Genomic DNA, 17717 nt, shown 5'->3' on the forward strand with positions numbered 1-17717 from the left:
TAGCGCTCAGGCAGTTTTTTTAAAAGAAAAAAACAATGTCTGGGCACCCTTTTTCATGGGAAGAATAGATAGTAATAAGTTCCTCAGCTGGGAACAAGTCTAGACCCAAAGGAAGGGTGTTCGTTCCATTGTCCTCTTCAAAAAAAGTAGAACACAAATTAAATAACAAGACTGAAAGAGTTAGAAGCTATCCGCGTAGCCGTAGTGCGTTGGCTGAATGGCTGCGGATGCTGACTGTGGCTGGAATTATAGGTGTTTTATATGCATGGCGCGGAGGTGCATCACTCTTATTTCTGCTGATCGCTGTAGGCGTTATCATGGTTGGCGGACTGATTGTTCAACTTTCAGGTCCACGGGCGATAAAGATTGAACGGACAATCACTCCAGTAAGACCGATAGCTGGAAGTACACTGCTTGTGAAGGTACGGGTGAATTTCTCTGCCCGGCTTCCACTGCCATGGCTGACTATCGCTGATTTTTGGAGGGATAGAGGACATCACAAGCTACTGTTTCCGGGATTCAGACGCTCTTTTGAATACACCTACCTTCTTGAGAATATGCCGCGGGGACATCATCATTTGCAGGGCTGTAGAGTAACCTGGGGAGATTTGCCCGGCTGGTTCACAGGCCGATCTGAGCCTGCTGAAGAGCATAGCGTTAAAGTGCTGCCAGCCCCCCTATATTATGGCGGAGCAGTCCCGGATAGCGGCTTTATTAGCGGTAATTCGCTCTATTCCAGAAGGGGAAGAAGCAGCAATGATGAGACCATGGAATCGCGGGAATATGAGCCCGGTGATCCGCTTAGCCGAATTCATTGGAAGAACAGCGCCCGGCTAGGAAATCTGCAGAGCAAAGTTCCAGAGCGTGAAAAGGCAAGAATGAGCTGTATCGTGTTGGCTAATGATCCCAAAAGCTATGAGATTCCAGCCAATGCACTTACACCTCGTGGCAGTCGGGAGGAGCAGCCTCCGGTATTTGAGAAGGCGGTGTCAACGGCGATGGGGCTGATGCTCTTTGCTGAGCAGTCAGGTGCTTATGTCCAGTTATTTAGCGGAGGCTGGCCGGAAGGAATGGCTAGGCATGAAGGACTGGGTAAAATCCCAGGGAGAGTGCTGGATATTCTAACTGATATTTCTCCGAATGGAACAAGAACCCTGTCCGAGCTGTTGGAGGATGCTTCTAGAGGCTGGATTCCGGGAATGACCGTTGCTATAGTGACCGGAAGATTAGAGGAACAATCCGCTAAGGTTATCGCTAAATTCTTAGTGCAAGGTGTAAAAGTTGAGCTCTATTATGCTTGGGATCAGCCAGCTCCGCTGCCTGCTGAGGTAATGCTGCAGGAGATCCGCCAGCCTGTGCGGGGAACGGTCGGGGATAGTCTGGGTCGTCTGGGAGCACGGATGTTTTGTCTGGATGATGCATTGCCAGCTTACAGGCTCAGGGAGGTAGAGTACCATGAATCATCCGGAAAACCAACGCTACGGTAAGCGGATACCGGGTGACACAAGCTTCTCTATGAATGAGCACAGTGGGAAGGAACCAAAGCAGCTCCATTTGGAAAAACTGGAGAACAGTCATGCCGGTAAACAGAGAAAGATACCTCTGTATTATCGCATGCTGTTCTCTTTGGCTATTTTGGGGCTGTTTTTAGAATGGCTGCTCCCTTTATATAGAACGACTTCATTGGAAGATACTGCTAGATTGCTGCAGATTCTGATGATTTCTGCTGCCGTGCTGTTGATGTGGGGAATCCTTCAGATTCCCGGGTGGCTATTGCTAAGTATCCAATGTTTGATGATCGGCACAGCTTGGCTATATCTATGCAGCGAGAGCGTAGGGACAGGATGGCTGGGCATTTATGCAGTAGAAATTCCAAATGATCTGATTTTGCTCTTTTCCGGGCATGTTTCTCAGCTAAGCGAGATCAGCAGACTTTTGATTTTGATTGTTGGCTGGGGGCTGCTGGTATCTTCGGTGCAGCAGCTTGCACTTTTCAGAGGTAGTACGCTGCTGTTTACAGCGGTGACCCTCATTTATCTATTAGTTCTGGATATTGGCTTTGGCGTTAATACGACAACGGATGTTGTAATATCAGTCGGGCTTATTGTATGGATGCAAGCAATGAGTGGTTTGCTCCGTCTGCGGGAACGGGTGGGCAGCATTCACCTGCCGTATGCCCGATGGGGAGTTTTGGCATTAGCAACTGCTATATTCGTCATGATGACAGCATGGTTTGGTGGGCAGGTATATGAAGTACGACCGCCTAACCAAACTACACTCCAGTCAACCTTTGAAAAGCTGCAGGAATGGGCTTCGGGCCATATGCCGGAAGATAATGAGGCTATACCTGCAGGAACAACAGGGTATAGTACAAATGATGGAGAACTGGGTGCTCCATTATCACGCAATACCGAGCCAGTCTTCACAGCATTGACCAGCCAGCGTACCTATTGGCGCGGGGAGAGCATTGCCTATTATGACGGTCGCCGTTGGATCAGAGGGGGTGAGGAGTTTACTCCGCTTAACTTGTCCAGCCTGCCTCAGATTCCGGCGACGGTAACCACCACTAATGGGGGGCGGACTTTGCAACAGCGGATACAATTTGCCAGCCCCTCTTCCGGCGGAATTCCTGTATTCAATGCGGGCACCCTAACAGATGTTGAGACAGTTCAACTATCCAATGGCAGCCAGCTTGGTTATGTTCTGGCGAATAAGGACAGGGATACCTTTCGTCTGCCAGATTCGGTGGGGTCAACTCGGATCACAGAGTATATAGTTGATTCTATACTTCCCGAGAGTAATCCAGTACTACTGCGCGGTTTGGGTGACGCTGATCCACAAGAAATAAAGAATAAATACTTGCAGCTGCCTGATTTATTACCTGAGCGAGTGAAAGCTCTGGCAGAGAAGCTCACAGCTTCCTCGGGCAACCGATATGACTCCGCAACCGCCATTCGGGATTATTTGCAAAACGGGTATTCTTACACGCTGGATACCATGGTTCCGCCAGCTGGGGCTGATTTTGTGGATCATTTCCTGTTTGAGACCAAACAGGGTTACTGTGTGCATTTTGCCACAGCGATGACCGTATTGCTGCGAAGCACAGGTATTCCAGCGCGGTATGTTCAAGGCTACGGACCTGGAACCCAGCAGGAGGAAGCCATGCCGGCGAAGTATTTAGTCACCCAAGGGGATGCGCATGCTTGGGTAGAGGTTTATTTTGCCGGCGCAGGTTGGGTTCCTTTCGATCCGACGCCGGGTCCTGCGCTTGCGGCTGGCTTCCCTGCGCCGGCACGGCCTGCGGCCGCAGCAGTCGCACCGCAAGCAACGCGCAGCGCGGAACTGCCCGCCCTGCCGCTGGCCGCAGCGGGCCCTTTTCAGCGCCGCTCGCTGCCGCGGCGCTGCTTCCCGCCGCCGCTTGGCGCTGGCGGCGCAGCCTGGCTCTGCTGCTGGCCGCGCGTCGCGGCAGCAGCTTGAGCCGGGAGAGGCAGCTGCGCGCGGCCTCTATGGCTTGGCACGGGTTGGCGGAGCGGTTTGGACCGCCGCCGCCCGGCGTTACTGGCAGGGAGTATGTGGACTCCCTGCGGATTTACGATGCCGGACTAGATGTAGCCGTCCGGCAGTTTGTCCGCCAGTGGGAGACCCTGGCGTACGCGCCAGCTTCGGCCTCCACAGCCGTGATCTCTGCCCGCGACAATCCCGTAGACTCCGCTCCCGCCCTTGGCGGCGAACCTGCGGCTTCTGATGCGGCCGCGTTTATTCGCGAATGTCTGCTCATTACCTTCCGTTTAACATAAACGGCTAATAACGCTTAGATCCGCTATCTAATTTATGCCATAGCAAGGAAGGTTCTGCATGAAGTTTTATCACTCTCTGATTATGAGAGGCGTGTCCTCCTTTCCTTGACGATGAGAATTAACCATGAGTATAATGAATCCAATAATCAAGGGAGGCACGTAATGAACAAGCCAAATGAAATTATCGTCGTTCTCGATTTTGGGGGACAATACAACCAACTTATCGCGCGCAGAATTCGGGACCTGGGAGTATACAGCGAACTTTTGCCGTACAATACGCCAGTTGACAAGATTAAAGCACTTTCGCCTAAAGGAATTGTCTTCTCTGGCGGACCTAGCAGTGTATACGCTGAAGATGCACCACACGTAGATCCGGCTATTTATGATCTAGGAGTGCCGATCTTCGGTATTTGTTACGGTATGCAGCTGATGGCTCATCAGCTTGATGGTAAAGTAGAACGTTCGGCTAAACGGGAATATGGTAAAGCTGATGTTGACTTTGCAGAAGGAACTGCTTTAGTTGCAGGATTGGAGAACCGCCAGACTGTATGGATGAGCCACGGTGACCATGTAGTTGAGCTTCCAACAGGCTTCAAGCTGGATGCAGGTACAGAAAGTGCTCCAATTGCAGCAATGAGCAACGCGGAGCGCAAACTGTTCGCTGTGCAATTCCACCCAGAAGTACGTCACTCCGTTCAAGGTAACGAGATGATCTCGAACTTCTTATACCAAGTTTGTGGTTGCGACGGCAAATGGACAATGGAATCGTTTATCGATGAAGCCGTTCAAGATATTCGCAATCAAGTCGGAGATAAAAAAGTACTCTGCGCTCTTAGTGGCGGAGTGGATTCTTCCGTTGTGGCTATGCTTATCCACCGTGCAATCGGAGATCAATTGACCTGTATGTTTATTGACCACGGCCTTCTGCGTAAAGGTGAAGCAGAAAGCGTTATGGAGACTTTCGTAGGCAAATTCGATATTCATGTAGTGAAAATCGATGCACGCGATCGCTTCATGAGCAAACTTGCAGGTGTTGAAGACCCTGAGCAAAAACGTAAAATCATTGGTAACGAGTTTATCTACTGCTTCGACGAAGAGTCAGCTAAGCTCGGAGATTTTTCATTCCTTGCACAAGGTACGCTTTATACGGATATCGTTGAGAGTGGAACAGCTACAGCGCAAACCATTAAATCCCACCACAATGTGGGCGGCCTGCCAGAAGATATGAAATTCAGCTTGATCGAGCCGCTAAACACCTTGTTTAAGGACGAAGTTCGTAAACTCGGTGAAGAGCTTGGCATGCCACGTGCGATCGTATGGCGTCAGCCTTTCCCAGGTCCAGGTCTTGCTATTCGTGTCTTGGGTGAAGTAACAGAGGACAAGCTTACCATCGTTCGTGATTCTGACTACATTCTGCAAGAAGAAATTGCTAAAGCGGGATTAGACCGTGAAATTTGGCAATACTTCACTGCCCTGCCTAACATGAAGAGTGTCGGAGTTATGGGTGATGCTCGTACGTATTCCTACACAGTAGGTGTTCGTGCAGTAACTTCCATCGATGGCATGACCGCTGACTGGGCACGTATCCCATGGGATGTTCTTGAGAAAATCTCTGTACGTATTGTCAACGAAGTTGAGAATGTAAACCGCGTAGTGTATGACATTACTTCGAAACCACCTGCAACGATTGAGTGGGAATAGCATATAGCAATAACAAACCTGCAGCTCCTTATTTATTAAGGGACTGCAGGTTTTTTTTTATTAACCGTGAAGCTTGTGACGGACCCTATATAGCAACTTTAGAGAATGTGATAAACTGGGAAAAATAAACTTACAGGAGCCATTAGAATGGGATTCTCACTTATTGGAACACTAATAGCTATGGTTATTCTTGCCCCAAGTTTACTGATGATTAAGTTTCCGCCCGATCATGTTCCCAGCGGTTTAAAAGATGCCGGTATCTTTTACACTCTTTTGGAGAGAGTAGGGCAGTTGGGGTGTATAGCCATTCTTGCGATTTCAAAGGATGACTTTGAAAATGTAGAATTCGGGATCTGGGCTGTACTTATCTTTGTGTTTATCACGATTTATTACGGTTTATGGATTCGTTATATGGTTAAGGGGCAGCAATTTAGATTATTATGGGCTCCATTATTGTTTCTTCCGATTCCCATGGCAGTTCTCCCTGTTTGTGCATTTGGATTTGCGGCTATATGGGGCAGATCTTTCTGGTTGGGTATTGCAGTGATTTGTTTAGTTATAGGGCATTTTGCTAATTCTTGGCATAGCTATCAGTATTCCAAAGGGCAATAAGCCAGGGAACATCGAAATCGTTTTGTAGGGAAAAATACCCATTTGATAAGGCTTTTGATAGTTAATAAGCTGCATGATTTAAAGGATTTTGGGGTTGAAGTTAAAGATAAAAATGTATGAATTACGAACAATAGAAAAAATAAAGTCGAAAATGTTCGCTTTTTTCATTGACAACTTATGTGATGTCCACCTAAAATGATAAAGCACAACAACATAATTCTTTCGTATATTTCCGGGAATAGGCCTGGAAGTTTCTACGAGGTCACCGTAATGACCTGGCTACGATTAAGAAGAGCTGAGCAACCCGTATTGTCCTGAATCTAGGGCTATAGTCATGGGTGCTACTCTTTTTTTCGAGCCGGTGTCGATCAGATACCGGCTTTTTGTTGCTGTCAGCCACAACATACCTTAGGGGGAGAACAATTTGAATCGGTTTTTCAAGTTGAAAGAGAACGGCACTACAGTACGTACAGAGATAATGGCCGGCTTGACTACGTTCATGGCTATGGCTTACATCCTGTCGGTTAATCCGAGCACATTAACAGCATTTGGCCGCATCGATATGGGCTGGTACTCTGTATTTCTAGCGACTGCGCTGGCAGCAGGTATTTTCACCATTGCAATGGGCGTGTTTATAAACTTTCCAGTAGCATTGGCACCAGGTATGGGACTTAATGCATACTTTGCTTCCGTAATTTTGTCTTCTGCAACCTCAGAACATCCATTCACTTGGCAAATGGGTCTGACCGCAGTATTTATTTCCGGTTTGATCTTCATCCTGCTCACGGTTACCCGAGTGCGGCAGATCTTACTGACAGCCATTCCTGACAGCTTGAAGCATGCCATTACCGTAGGTATCGGGATGTTCATTACAATCCTTGGGCTTAAGAACAGTGGTTTGATGACGATTGGTGTCGAAGCTGGTAAAGATATTTCCGCCAATACATTCACAGATGTCCTATCCTTTGAAACAATCATTCATATGGGTAGTCTAGAGAACACTGATGTACAGTTGGTAATTATCGGATTGCTTCTTATTTCCATCCTGATGGTACTGCAAGTTAAAGGTGCGATTTTATTCGGTATCTTGGGTACAACCCTCGCGGGTATACTGATGGGTGTAGTTGATTTTGGCTCTTTGTCCAGTCCGACAACCCCTTGGGTGCCTGACCTGACGCAATTGAACTTTTTCGAATTTGACTGGGATGGTATCCTGCACACCGGTATTGTTTCAGCAATCGCAACATTCACTTTTGTAGAATTGTTCGATACATTTGGTACACTTGTAGGTACTGCTCAACGCGCTGGTATTATGGACAACCCTGAAGAAGGTAACAAACGTGTAGGTAATGCAATGTTTGTCGATGCCATTGCTGTTGCTGGTGGTGCGGCATTGGGTACTTCCACTACTACTGCTTTTGTAGAAAGCGCGGCAGGTGTTGCTGAAGGTGGACGTACAGGTCTTACAGCTGTAACAACGGGTGTGTGCTTCTTGCTTGCGTTGTTCCTAGCACCAATAGTTGCTCTGATCCCTGGATCTGCTACAGCCGCAGCATTGATTGTCGTAGGCGTGCTCATGGCACAATCGATTCGCGAAATTGATTTTCAAGATATGGTTGTTGCGATTCCAGCGTTCCTTACTCTAGTAATCATGCCTTTCACTTATAATATTGCTAATGGTATTTCCTTTGGTATCGTAACTTATGTAATCCTTGCTTGTGTAGCTAACCTTGCTGGCAAGAAAAAATACGATATTCACTGGATGATGTGGGTACTTGCTATTCTGATTATTCTCCGTTATGTATTTCTTGGTAGTGCGGGCTAACTCATATATAGCATACAGATGTGCATTCAACGGCTCCTTCATAACTGAGGGGGCCCTTTTTTTATATTTTTGTTGGCACTTAACCATTCAGGCTAGTCTATGTTTCTAGCTTTTCATCATCTATGATTTAGATTATATTGTTGAAGAGGTGATGTTCAGGACGAGGCAGCCTTGGCGTTAGAGTCCAATTTGTTCCCTCCTTGATCCTGATCTCTGTTTATTTTGTACTGAAAATACTTCAAACCCCTAGATGGTCCTATGGTCTTACCATTTTGTTAGTTCTCTCGCTTTATGCTGATAGAATGGCCTGTTTTTTTGCTCCGGTATTTGCTTTAGCCACTGCGATTCTTCTATTCTATATAAGAGTCTATATAAGAAACTTGAAGCTTAGAGCGATCCTATGGAATGGAATATTGTGGATGGAAGGGTCTGCGATCCAGATAAGGTTAACATACCCTATATTTATATGCTCTTTTATGAGAAAATCAATCCAAATGATTTCTTAGCAACGGTGAAATACACTAATTCGGGAGCTGTTTTTCAGAAGGGATATGCTTTTGGCTGGACTAAGATGAATATAGGACGAGGTGAGGTTGGGACGATGATCAAGAGTACACGTGCGGCCGTAATGACTGTATTGATGCTGTTATTGTTTGTGCTTCCTGTAACAAGCATTTATGCAGAGGGGAATCTATTGCAGAACCCTGGCTTTGAGGAGGGGGGAGATGATGCGCCTTCTAACTGGACTAAGGATATGTGGATTTCAGGAGACAACTCAGCTCTACTTTCAATCCAATCGGAGGAAGTTCATTCCGGCAGCAAGGCGGCAGTCATTGAGAATATCGAGCCCAATCATTCGAAATGGGTGCAGACGATTGAGGCTACGCCGAATAGTTATTATAAAATCTCTGGATGGATCAAAGTAGTAAGTACAGCAGGCGAGGGAATGGGCGCCAACATTCTTGCCGTTGGAGTAGGCGGGGGGTATCCCAGCGTAACTGATACGGCAGGTGAATGGCAGTATCTTGAATATATCGGCCAGACAGGACCGGAGCAGAAGTCATTTGGCATAGGCGCAAGTCTGGGCGGCTACTCTAGCTTGATTCAAGGTAAGGCTTATTTTGATGATTTTGCTGTAGAAAAATTAGACGCGGCTCCCGAAGGGGCTAACGTCATTTCGCTGGATAGTTCAGCGGTTAGTCCAGATGCCGGCGATAAAAAGGCAGACACTCCACATAAAGTATCTCCAACTAAGATGTTGCTGATCTCAGCGCTGTTTAGCGTGTTTTTTGCAGTGCTTTATACTAAGGCATTCCGTAGTGAGAAGCTTATGAAGCAGCCTGAGAATATTTATTCCAAATGGCTGAGCATTGCCATCGGAATTGCTTTTATCCTGAGAGTGTGGATTGGTCTTACCGCGCAAGGATATCAGAATGATATGAATACCTTTATTTCTTGGGGACAGCGTATGGTGGATTTAGGTCCAGGCAAATTTTATGAAGAAGGTTATTTTGCCGATTATCCTCCTGGCTATTTGTACATATTGTACGTGCTTAGCGCCATTCGTGGCGTTTTAGGATTCACTCAGGGCTCAGGTGGAGAGAATTTGCTCTTCAAGCTCCCTGCGATCCTTTCTGATTTGGTGCTCGGCTACTTCATTTATCAAATGTCACGCAAAAAACTCGGCACAGGAATAGCTTTCGGCTTAATGTTGTTGTTTCTGTTTAACCCAGCGGTACTTATTAATTCAGCGGCTTGGGGACAAGCAGATTCATTCTTTTTGATCTTCCTGCTGCTCAGTATCCATGGCGCTGCGAACAAAAAGTTTGTCCGCTCCGCAATTTTGTTTGCCTTAGCGACGCTAATTAAACCGCAAGCGTTGATATTCACGCCGGTATTGTTGTTTGCTTTTTATCATCACCGCGCTTGGAAGCAGCTTGGATTCGGAGCTTTGTATGGATTAGGGATCTTCGGATTGCTTGCGGCACCGTTTTTCTGGAATAACGGAGGATTGGTAGGGGTTATTGATCTTTACAAGAGTACGTTATCTTCCTATCCGTATTCTTCAGTGAATGCATTTAATCTGTATGCACTGACTGATCCGATGTGGTCATCCCTTGATCTAACCTGGCTTGGCATTCCATACCGTGTATGGGGCTTCATATTTATTTTAGTGGCTGTAGCTGTTGCGGCATTTTATTCCTTTAAAAAGGATCGCTTGGACCTGACCAAATCCTATTTTATCGGGATGGTGCTTATAGTAGTGGTCTTTGTGCTTGGCACCAAAATGCATGAACGTTATATGTTCCCTGCTCTTATTCTTTGTTTGTTTACTTATATAGAAAGTCGGGACCGCCGCTTTTTATCGCTATTTCTCGGATTCAGCTTAACGCAATACACCAATGTGGCGTACACCTTATCCCACCTGAATGCAGATGTTAGCCCGGGTGCAGACGGAATCGTATTAGTGACTGCTATAGCTAATCTAGCATTACTGCTTTATATGCTGAATATCGGATACGATGTGTATGTCCGCAAGGGAATAAAACCTCTTCCAGCGCCAATTACACCGGAAGAACAGTATGAAGAAGATTTGAGAGTTGTCGGGCAAATTAAACCGCATCAGAAGGGAGGGCGATTTAACGATGAAGTTTAAGCGTATAGATTGGATATGCATAATAGCTATTACGGCCGTTTACGCAGCGCTTGCTTTATATAATCTTGGCTCTACTAAATCTCCAGAGACCTTATGGGAGCCTGCTGCCAGTGGTGAAAGCTTCTATGTAGATTTGGGGCAGAGTAAACCATTGGAACGGGTCAATATCCTTGGTGGCGTGGGCACGGGTAAGTTCAAGCTGGAATTCAGCGACAATCCTGAGGTCTGGAGCAGTCCGATGGATGTCAGTGAGGATGTCGGGAATGTCTTCATCTGGAAAAGCCAACCCCTGAACGTTACTGCGAGATATGTGAAGTTTACAGTTACCTCTCCAGGGTTCACTTTGAACGAAATGGCCTTTTATGAGCAGGGGGGAGAAAGAATCCCCCTTCCTATTGCCGGTGTGACACCGGATGCTAACGCTGTACCTAAAAGAGGAGCAGCGGCCAATCTTTTTGACGAGCAGGCGCTCATTCCGGAATATTCTAACTTTATGAATAGTACTTATTTTGACGAGATCTATCATGCGCGAACAGCTTATGAATATACACACGGGATTGTGCCTTACGAGAATACGCATCCACCGCTTGGCAAGCTGTTGATTGCCATAGGTATGGAGCTGTTCGGAGTCAATCCATTCGGCTGGCGTATTATCGGAACATTGTTCGGAGTTGCCATGTTACCTCTTATATATGTAATGGCGCTGCGTTTGTTTAAGAAAAGCAAATACGCCGCCCTCGCGGCAGGATTGTTTGCGCTGGATTTCATGCATTTCACACAGACAAGAATCTCCACGATTGACGTATACGGAGTATTCTTCATTATGTTGATGTTCTATTTTATGCAGCGGTATTACACAATGAATTTCTACAAGCAGCCTTTAAGAAAAACATTAATTCCGTTATTCTGGTCTGGCTTATTCTTCGGAATCGGCGTAGCTTCGAAATGGATTGTGCTCTATGGAGGAGCAGGGCTGGCCATTATGCTGGCTATCTCCCTTTGTGAACGCTACAGAGAATACCAAGCCTCCGGACGCCTGCTGGCAGAGGGGAAGATTAAAGACAAGGAATTGCTGGGCACCTGTCGTGAAGCAGTAGATTCTTTTTGGAAAAAGACTATTATTACGTTGGCTAGTTGTATCGGGTTCTTTGTAATTATTCCAGTAATTATTTATAGCTTATCTTTTGTGCCGGGGTTATCTGCATCAGCAGAGGGCTTCACTATAAAAGGTTTGATTGATTCCCAAAAGAATATGTACAACTACCACAGCCAGCTTGTAGCTACACATCCTTTTGCTTCCTCATGGTGGCAATGGCCGTTTATGAAGAGACCGGTCTGGTTCTTTAGCGGCGGTGAAGGTTTGCCGGAAGGTCAGGTCAGCAGTATAGTGACTATGGGGAATCCTCTTATCTGGTGGACGGGTATTTTTGCGATGCTGGCAACGCTGTGGATTACGCTGAAACGTAAAGATAAGAACCTCTACATGATCTGGATCGCCTTCTTCTCGCAATATGTTCCGTGGATGCTTGTCCCAAGAGAAACGTTTATTTACCATTATTTTGCTATGGTGCCATTTATGATTCTTGGTATTGTATATATAATGAAGTTGCTGGATAGTAAATTCCCTGAGGCCCGTTACGTACAGTATGTCTATGTAGCTGTTGCTTTGCTGCTCTTTATTGCTTTCTACCCGGTACTGTCAGGGATGCAGGTCAGTGGAGATTACGTGAAAGATATGCTGCGTTGGTTCCCAACTTGGGTTTTCTAGGATTTAATAAAAATCTATAAAATAAGTTTATGCATGCAGCGTTATTATGAAGTGTAGATGGATGTAACGCTCCAAAAAGCTTGTAGGAGGAATAAAGGTGAAAGCCAGATATAGTGTGATTGTACCCATGTTCAATGAGGAGCAAGTAATTAGCCATACTTATGAACGTTTGAAAAAAGTAATGGACGAGTGCGGCGATACTTATGAGCTGGTCTTCGTCAATGACGGCAGTCGTGATCGTTCCGCCCAGATGATTCGGGAGATCTGTGAACGAGACGAGCATGTCAAGCTGATTGACTTCTCGCGTAATTTCGGACATCAGGTAGCGATTACAGCTGGCATGGACTATGCCGAAGGTCAAGCGGTTGTTGTTATTGACGCTGATCTTCAGGATCCTCCGGAGGTCATTCTGCAAATGATCGAGAAGTGGAAAGAGGGCTACGACGTTGTATATGCGAAACGCCTGAAGCGCCACGGAGAAACGATGTTCAAAAAGGTCACCGCGAAGCTTTTTTACCGCCTGCTCAGCAGTATGACAAGTGTAGATATTCCTACGGATACAGGCGATTTCCGTCTTATTGACCGTAAGGTATGTGATGTCCTGCGGGGACTTAAAGAAAAGAACCGCTATGTCAGAGGTTTGGTGAGCTGGGTTGGCTTCAAGCAGACTATGGTGGAATATGAAAGGGAAGAACGTTTTGCTGGAGAAACCAAATATCCGCTGAAGAAAATGATTCGTTTTGCGTTAGATGGCATCACCTCTTTTTCACATAAGCCGCTTAAGATTGCTACGTATATTGGATTCTTTCTTTCATTTTCTAGCTTTCTCTATTTATTTTTCGTCTTGTTCCAAAGGATATTTTTCACCTCCTGGACGGTTCCGGGCTGGGCTTCCATTGTAGGTGTCAATCTGCTCTTTAACGGTATTGTTCTGATGCTGTTGGGTGTGATTGGGGAGTATATCGGACGGATTTATGACGAGTCTAAAGATAGACCGCTATATATTGTTAGTGAGACTAAAGGCTACCAGAACGAAGAACAACTGGACCGCCGGAAGGACCACAATGATGTCAGATAAGAACTTGCGCGCTGCATTCATACAGTTCCTCAAATTTAATGCCGTAGGTTTGCTCAATACGCTTATTGATTTTGTGATTTTCACATTGTTGAATTCACTAGGGATGGTATACGCATTGGCGCAGGTGATCTCCTATAGTGCAGGCACGGCGAATAGCTTTATTTTGAATAAAAAAGTTACCTTTCGTGATCGCAACCGGGGGAATAAAGAAGGCTTCGACCGCGTACAGCTGGTCAAGTTTATCGTGCTGAATCTGGTAGTGCTCGGAATATCACTGTTGTTAATGCATCTGTTGACAGATAAACTAGGTATTCAAGTCTTGATCTCCAAGGTGCTGGTTACCTTTATCACGGTGATCATCAATTTCTTTGGAAGTCGTAAATGGGTATTTTAAACATTAATTTCAGGCAGAAGGAGTTGCTATGCTTAAAGGCAAGTAGCTGTTTCTGCTTGATTTGTATATAACCATAGAAACAATATACGGAGGTGAATAACATTGCGTAAATTCTCCTATCTACTCATACTGGCTGGGATACTTATCATGTTATATCCGACAGCTAACGAGTGGTACAACGACAGGCAGCAGGAGAAGTTATTAGAAACGGCTGAACTAAGCACTGCCGATAGTACTCCCCAGCCAGATCTAAAGAGCAGGTATGCTGAAGTTACTCAGCTGTTAGCAGAGGAATCGGTTCTGGATGCTCAGGCACAGCCCCAACCCCAAGAGACAGAAAAGCCTGAACCGGAGATTGAAGTCGGTGGCAAAGTAATCGCACTAATTGAAATCGATAAGATTGATTTGAAGCTGCCTGTATTAGAAGGGGCTACAAAAGCTAATATGAAACATGCTGCAGCCCATATGAAAGAAACGGCACCCCTTGGAGAGATCGGGAATGCTGCAATCGCGGCGCATCGGGCTAGAACTACGGGTCGTTTGTTTAACAGATTGAATGAGGTTGTTGTGGGGGACGTCATCACGATAAAGACTAGTGATCAGGTGTTTAACTATGAGGTGTATGATATTTCTGTTGTAGATCCGAGTGACGTCTCCGTTCTTGACGGGAATAACAAGGATAAGATTCTTACTCTGATTACATGTGATCCGCTAGTGAATCCAACGCATCGGCTGATTGTTCATGCCAAATTAACAAAAGGAGAATAGTGAATGACAAGAAAACACAAATACCGGGAGATATTTATAAAATAATGGGTAATCTAGTAAATTAGGTCTTGTTCACAACTATAAATATGATAGTATTATACTATGAAAGCTAAACACGATAACGGCAAACCTTCCGAAAGGTAGGGACGCAAAGCTAAAGGGCCTTTTCCCGAAAGGATGGCAGCCAGCTACCGAATGAAGAGGCTTTTTTTGTTTGTTTCGAATGGATTCTATCAATTATATCTAGTAAAGCTAGAACAGATAGAGCTTATACGATAACGGCAAACCTATCGAAAGGTAGGGACGCAAAGCTAAAGGGCCTTCCCGAAAGGATGGCAGCCAGCTACCGAAAGGAGTTTTATCCGTGAAAAAGGTTTATTTTATGCTGGTGGCGTTGTTCGTCCTAATGACTTCAGTTCCGGTAAGTACAGCTCAAGCTGCAAGTGCAGATGCCAGTTGGTTGATTACATCCAAAGTGGCTCAAGGTGTGATTGGTATTAACTATGATATTCCGAAAGATAAAAGAATCAAACTCATGATCACCAAAGATAACAGCAGCTATACATATAACTTGTATGCTTCTGGACAAGCTGAGGACTTCCCTTTGCAACAAGGAAATGGGACTTATAAGGTTTCTGTTCTGGAGAACACAACCGGTAATAAATACAAAGCATTATATTCCGAAGTAGTAGACGTAACCATGAGTGACTCGAATTCCGTATATTTGGGCTCCGTACAGAATGTGAAATGGAGTTCTTCTGATAAAGCGATTGTCAAAGCTAAACAATTAGTACAAGGCAAAACAACAGACGAAGAGAAAGTTAAAGCGATCTATAACTATGTAGTTGCGAATGTACAATATGATTACTCTCTTGCTAATAGTGTAACTACTGATTATATTCCAAGCATCGATAAGACATTGACTACTAAAAAAGGGATTTGCTATGATTACGCTTCTCTTTTTGCCGCAATGCTGCGGAGTGTAGATGTTCCTGCTAAGTTGGTAATGGGGAATACAAGCTACGTTACGCAATATCATGCCTGGAACGAAGTGTTGCTTAATGGGAAGTGGGTTACCATTGATACTACAGTGGATGCAGGACTTGCAAAGAGTGATAAGAAAACCGATTTAATTAAAGCCTCAAGCAAATATACTGCGGCAAAATACTATTAAGTTCGTCGCTAGAAACATAACTCTATTAAATAAACAACTAGCTTAATTATTAAGCTAGTTGTTTATTTTTATATTAGGGGTTGCTTTTCTATTAATAGTTGGGGTATTATAGGTAAGCGTTGTTAGACAGCGTACAGGCGATATAGACGAGGCTGATAAAAAGCTTCGAAAAATAAAGCTTGCATTTCTGAAAACAACATGATATATTATAAGAGTTGCTGCTGAGACATTAAACGGCGCCAACGAGAACTTGATCTTTGAAAACTGAACAACGAGTGAGTAGGAAATCACGCAAGTGAAATCCAAATTAGAGAATTAATTTTCTCGTCAGATGTTTCAAAATGAGCATATCGCTCTTTTCAATACTAATTGGAGAGTTTGATCCTGGCTCAGGACGAACGCTGGCGGCGTGCCTAATACATGCAAGTCGAGCGGAGTTATTTTGAAAGCTTGCTTTCAAAATAACTTAGCGGCGGACGGGTGAGTAACACGTAGGCAACCTGCCCTTCAGACTGGGATAACTACCGGAAACGGTAGCTAATACCGGATAATTTCTTTTTTCTCCTGAGAGAAGAATGAAAGACGGAGCAATCTGTCACTGAGGGATGGGCCTGCGGCGCATTAGCTAGTTGGTGGGGTAACGGCCCACCAAGGCGACGATGCGTAGCCGACCTGAGAGGGTGAACGGCCACACTGGGACTGAGACACGGCCCAGACTCCTACGGGAGGCAGCAGTAGGGAATCTTCCGCAATGGGCGAAAGCCTGACGGAGCAACGCCGCGTGAGTGATGAAGGTTTTCGGATCGTAAAGCTCTGTTGCCAGGGAAGAACGTCCGGTAGAGTAACTGCTACCGGAGTGACGGTACCTGAGAAGAAAGCCCCGGCTAACTACGTGCCAGCAGCCGCGGTAATACGTAGGGGGCAAGCGTTGTCCGGAATTATTGGGCGTAAAGCGCGCGCAGGCGGCTATTTAAGTCTGGTGTTTAAACCTTGGGCTCAACCTGAGGTCGCACTGGAAACTGGGTGGCTTGAGTACAGAAGAGGAAAGTGGAATTCCACGTGTAGCGGTGAAATGCGTAGATATGTGGAGGAACACCAGTGGCGAAGGCGACTTTCTGGGCTGTAACTGACGCTGAGGCGCGAAAGCGTGGGGAGCAAACAGGATTAGATACCCTGGTAGTCCACGCCGTAAACGATGAGTGCTAGGTGTTAGGGGTTTCGATACCCTTGGTGCCGAAGTTAACACAGTAAGCACTCCGCCTGGGGAGTACGGTCGCAAGACTGAAACTCAAAGGAATTGACGGGGACCCGCACAAGCAGTGGAGTATGTGGTTTAATTCGAAGCAACGCGAAGAACCTTACCAGGTCTTGACATCCCTCTGAATCTGCTAGAGATAGCAGCGGCCTTCGGGACAGAGGAGACAGGTGGTGCATGGTTGTCGTCAGCTCGTGTCGTGAGATGTTGGGTTAAGTCCCGCAACGAGCGCAACCCTTAACTTTAGTTGCCAGCAGGTAATGCTGGGCACTCTAGAGTGACTGCCGGTGACAAACCGGAGGAAGGTGGGGATGACGTCAAATCATCATGCCCCTTATGACCTGGGCTACACACGTACTACAATGGCCGGTACAACGGGAAGCGAAGCCGCGAGGTGGAGCCAATCCCATCAAAGCCGGTCTCAGTTCGGATTGCAGGCTGCAACTCGCCTGCATGAAGTCGGAATTGCTAGTAATCGCGGATCAGCATGCCGCGGTGAATACGTTCCCGGGTCTTGTACACACCGCCCGTCACACCACGAGAGTTTACAACACCCGAAGTCGGTGGGGTAACCCGCAAGGGAGCCAGCCGCCGAAGGTGGGGTAGATGATTGGGGTGAAGTCGTAACAAGGTAGCCGTATCGGAAGGTGCGGCTGGATCACCTCCTTTCTATGGAGAATCGTTCTCTG

General features: G+C 46.1%; 12 protein-coding genes, 1 rRNA gene and 3 riboswitches. Of the genes, 12 read left to right on the forward strand and 1 reads right to left on the reverse strand.

Annotation, left to right across the window (positions count from 1 at the left end):
* The first annotated feature begins 128 nt into the window (after positions 1-128).
* Positions 129-1487: a DUF58 domain-containing protein gene (locus tag MHH50_RS03180; protein WP_076310655.1), complete on the forward strand. Its 1359-nt coding sequence runs from the start codon at positions 129-131 to the stop codon at positions 1485-1487.
* On the forward strand, positions 1456-3477 hold the full coding sequence (locus MHH50_RS03185) for a transglutaminase domain-containing protein (RefSeq protein ID WP_340033921.1): 2022 nt from the start codon (positions 1456-1458) through the stop codon (positions 3475-3477). The genes MHH50_RS03180 and MHH50_RS03185 overlap by 32 nt, the downstream gene beginning before the upstream one ends.
* Positions 3478-3589: 112 nt before the next feature.
* Here the strand turns inward: MHH50_RS03185 and MHH50_RS03190 are convergent, their stop codons facing one another.
* On the reverse strand, positions 3590-3778 hold the full coding sequence (locus MHH50_RS03190; protein WP_312151757.1) for a hypothetical protein: 189 nt from the start codon (positions 3776-3778) through the stop codon (positions 3590-3592).
* Between the two features lie 181 nt (positions 3779-3959).
* Here MHH50_RS03190 and guaA point away from each other — a divergent pair, with 181 nt between their 5' ends.
* The 10 genes from guaA to MHH50_RS03240 all read left to right on the forward strand — a co-directional run bounded on the left by guaA (position 3960) and on the right by MHH50_RS03240 (position 17697).
* On the forward strand, positions 3960-5498 hold the full coding sequence (guaA, locus tag MHH50_RS03195; protein WP_036679874.1) for a glutamine-hydrolyzing GMP synthase: 1539 nt from the start codon (positions 3960-3962) through the stop codon (positions 5496-5498).
* Between the two features lie 147 nt (positions 5499-5645).
* The gene (locus MHH50_RS03200) at positions 5646-6110 is read left to right on the forward strand and encodes a hypothetical protein (RefSeq protein WP_340033922.1); all 465 of its coding nucleotides are present in this window, start codon (positions 5646-5648) and stop codon (positions 6108-6110) included.
* 202 nt (positions 6111-6312) lie between these two features.
* Positions 6313-6412: riboswitch (purine riboswitch) on the forward strand.
* A 122-nt stretch (positions 6413-6534) separates the two neighbouring features.
* Positions 6535-7935, forward strand: coding sequence for an NCS2 family permease (locus MHH50_RS03205; protein WP_036679893.1), 1401 nt, complete (start codon positions 6535-6537; stop codon positions 7933-7935).
* A 400-nt stretch (positions 7936-8335) separates the two neighbouring features.
* Positions 8336-10591: a glycosyltransferase 87 family protein gene (locus tag MHH50_RS03210; RefSeq protein WP_340033923.1), complete on the forward strand. Its 2256-nt coding sequence runs from the start codon at positions 8336-8338 to the stop codon at positions 10589-10591.
* Entirely contained in the window at positions 10581-12359 is a 1779-nt protein-coding gene (locus MHH50_RS03215; RefSeq protein ID WP_340033924.1) for a phospholipid carrier-dependent glycosyltransferase, read from the forward strand. Before MHH50_RS03210 ends, MHH50_RS03215 begins: the two co-directional genes overlap by 11 nt.
* Positions 12360-12456: 97 nt before the next feature.
* A complete protein-coding gene (locus MHH50_RS03220; RefSeq protein WP_036679898.1) occupies positions 12457-13437 on the forward strand; it encodes a glycosyltransferase family 2 protein in 981 nt (326 codons plus the stop codon).
* Complete coding sequence (locus tag MHH50_RS03225) at positions 13424-13831, forward strand: GtrA family protein (RefSeq protein ID WP_076130538.1); 408 nt, start codon at positions 13424-13426, stop codon at positions 13829-13831. Before MHH50_RS03220 ends, MHH50_RS03225 begins: the two co-directional genes overlap by 14 nt.
* 102 nt (positions 13832-13933) lie before the next feature.
* Positions 13934-14599 (forward strand): class D sortase, encoded by a 666-nt coding sequence (locus tag MHH50_RS03230; RefSeq protein WP_340033925.1) that lies wholly within the window; start codon positions 13934-13936, stop codon positions 14597-14599.
* Between the two features lie 113 nt (positions 14600-14712).
* Positions 14713-14795, forward strand: a riboswitch (cyclic di-GMP riboswitch).
* 74 nt (positions 14796-14869) lie between these two features.
* Positions 14870-14950, forward strand: a riboswitch (cyclic di-GMP riboswitch).
* Positions 14951-14963: 13 nt separating this feature from the next.
* Positions 14964-15773 carry a transglutaminase-like domain-containing protein gene (locus tag MHH50_RS03235; RefSeq protein ID WP_038568647.1) on the forward strand — a complete coding sequence of 270 codons (810 nt, stop codon included), beginning with the start codon at positions 14964-14966 and terminating at the stop codon, positions 15771-15773.
* 366 nt (positions 15774-16139) lie between these two features.
* A 16S ribosomal RNA gene (locus MHH50_RS03240) occupies positions 16140-17697 on the forward strand.
* The last annotated feature ends 20 nt before the right edge of the window (positions 17698-17717 follow it).

It is taken from the genome of Paenibacillus sp. FSL H3-0302 (genome assembly GCF_037982245.1).
GTDB lineage: Bacteria > Bacillota > Bacilli > Paenibacillales > Paenibacillaceae > Paenibacillus_AQ > Paenibacillus_AQ odorifer.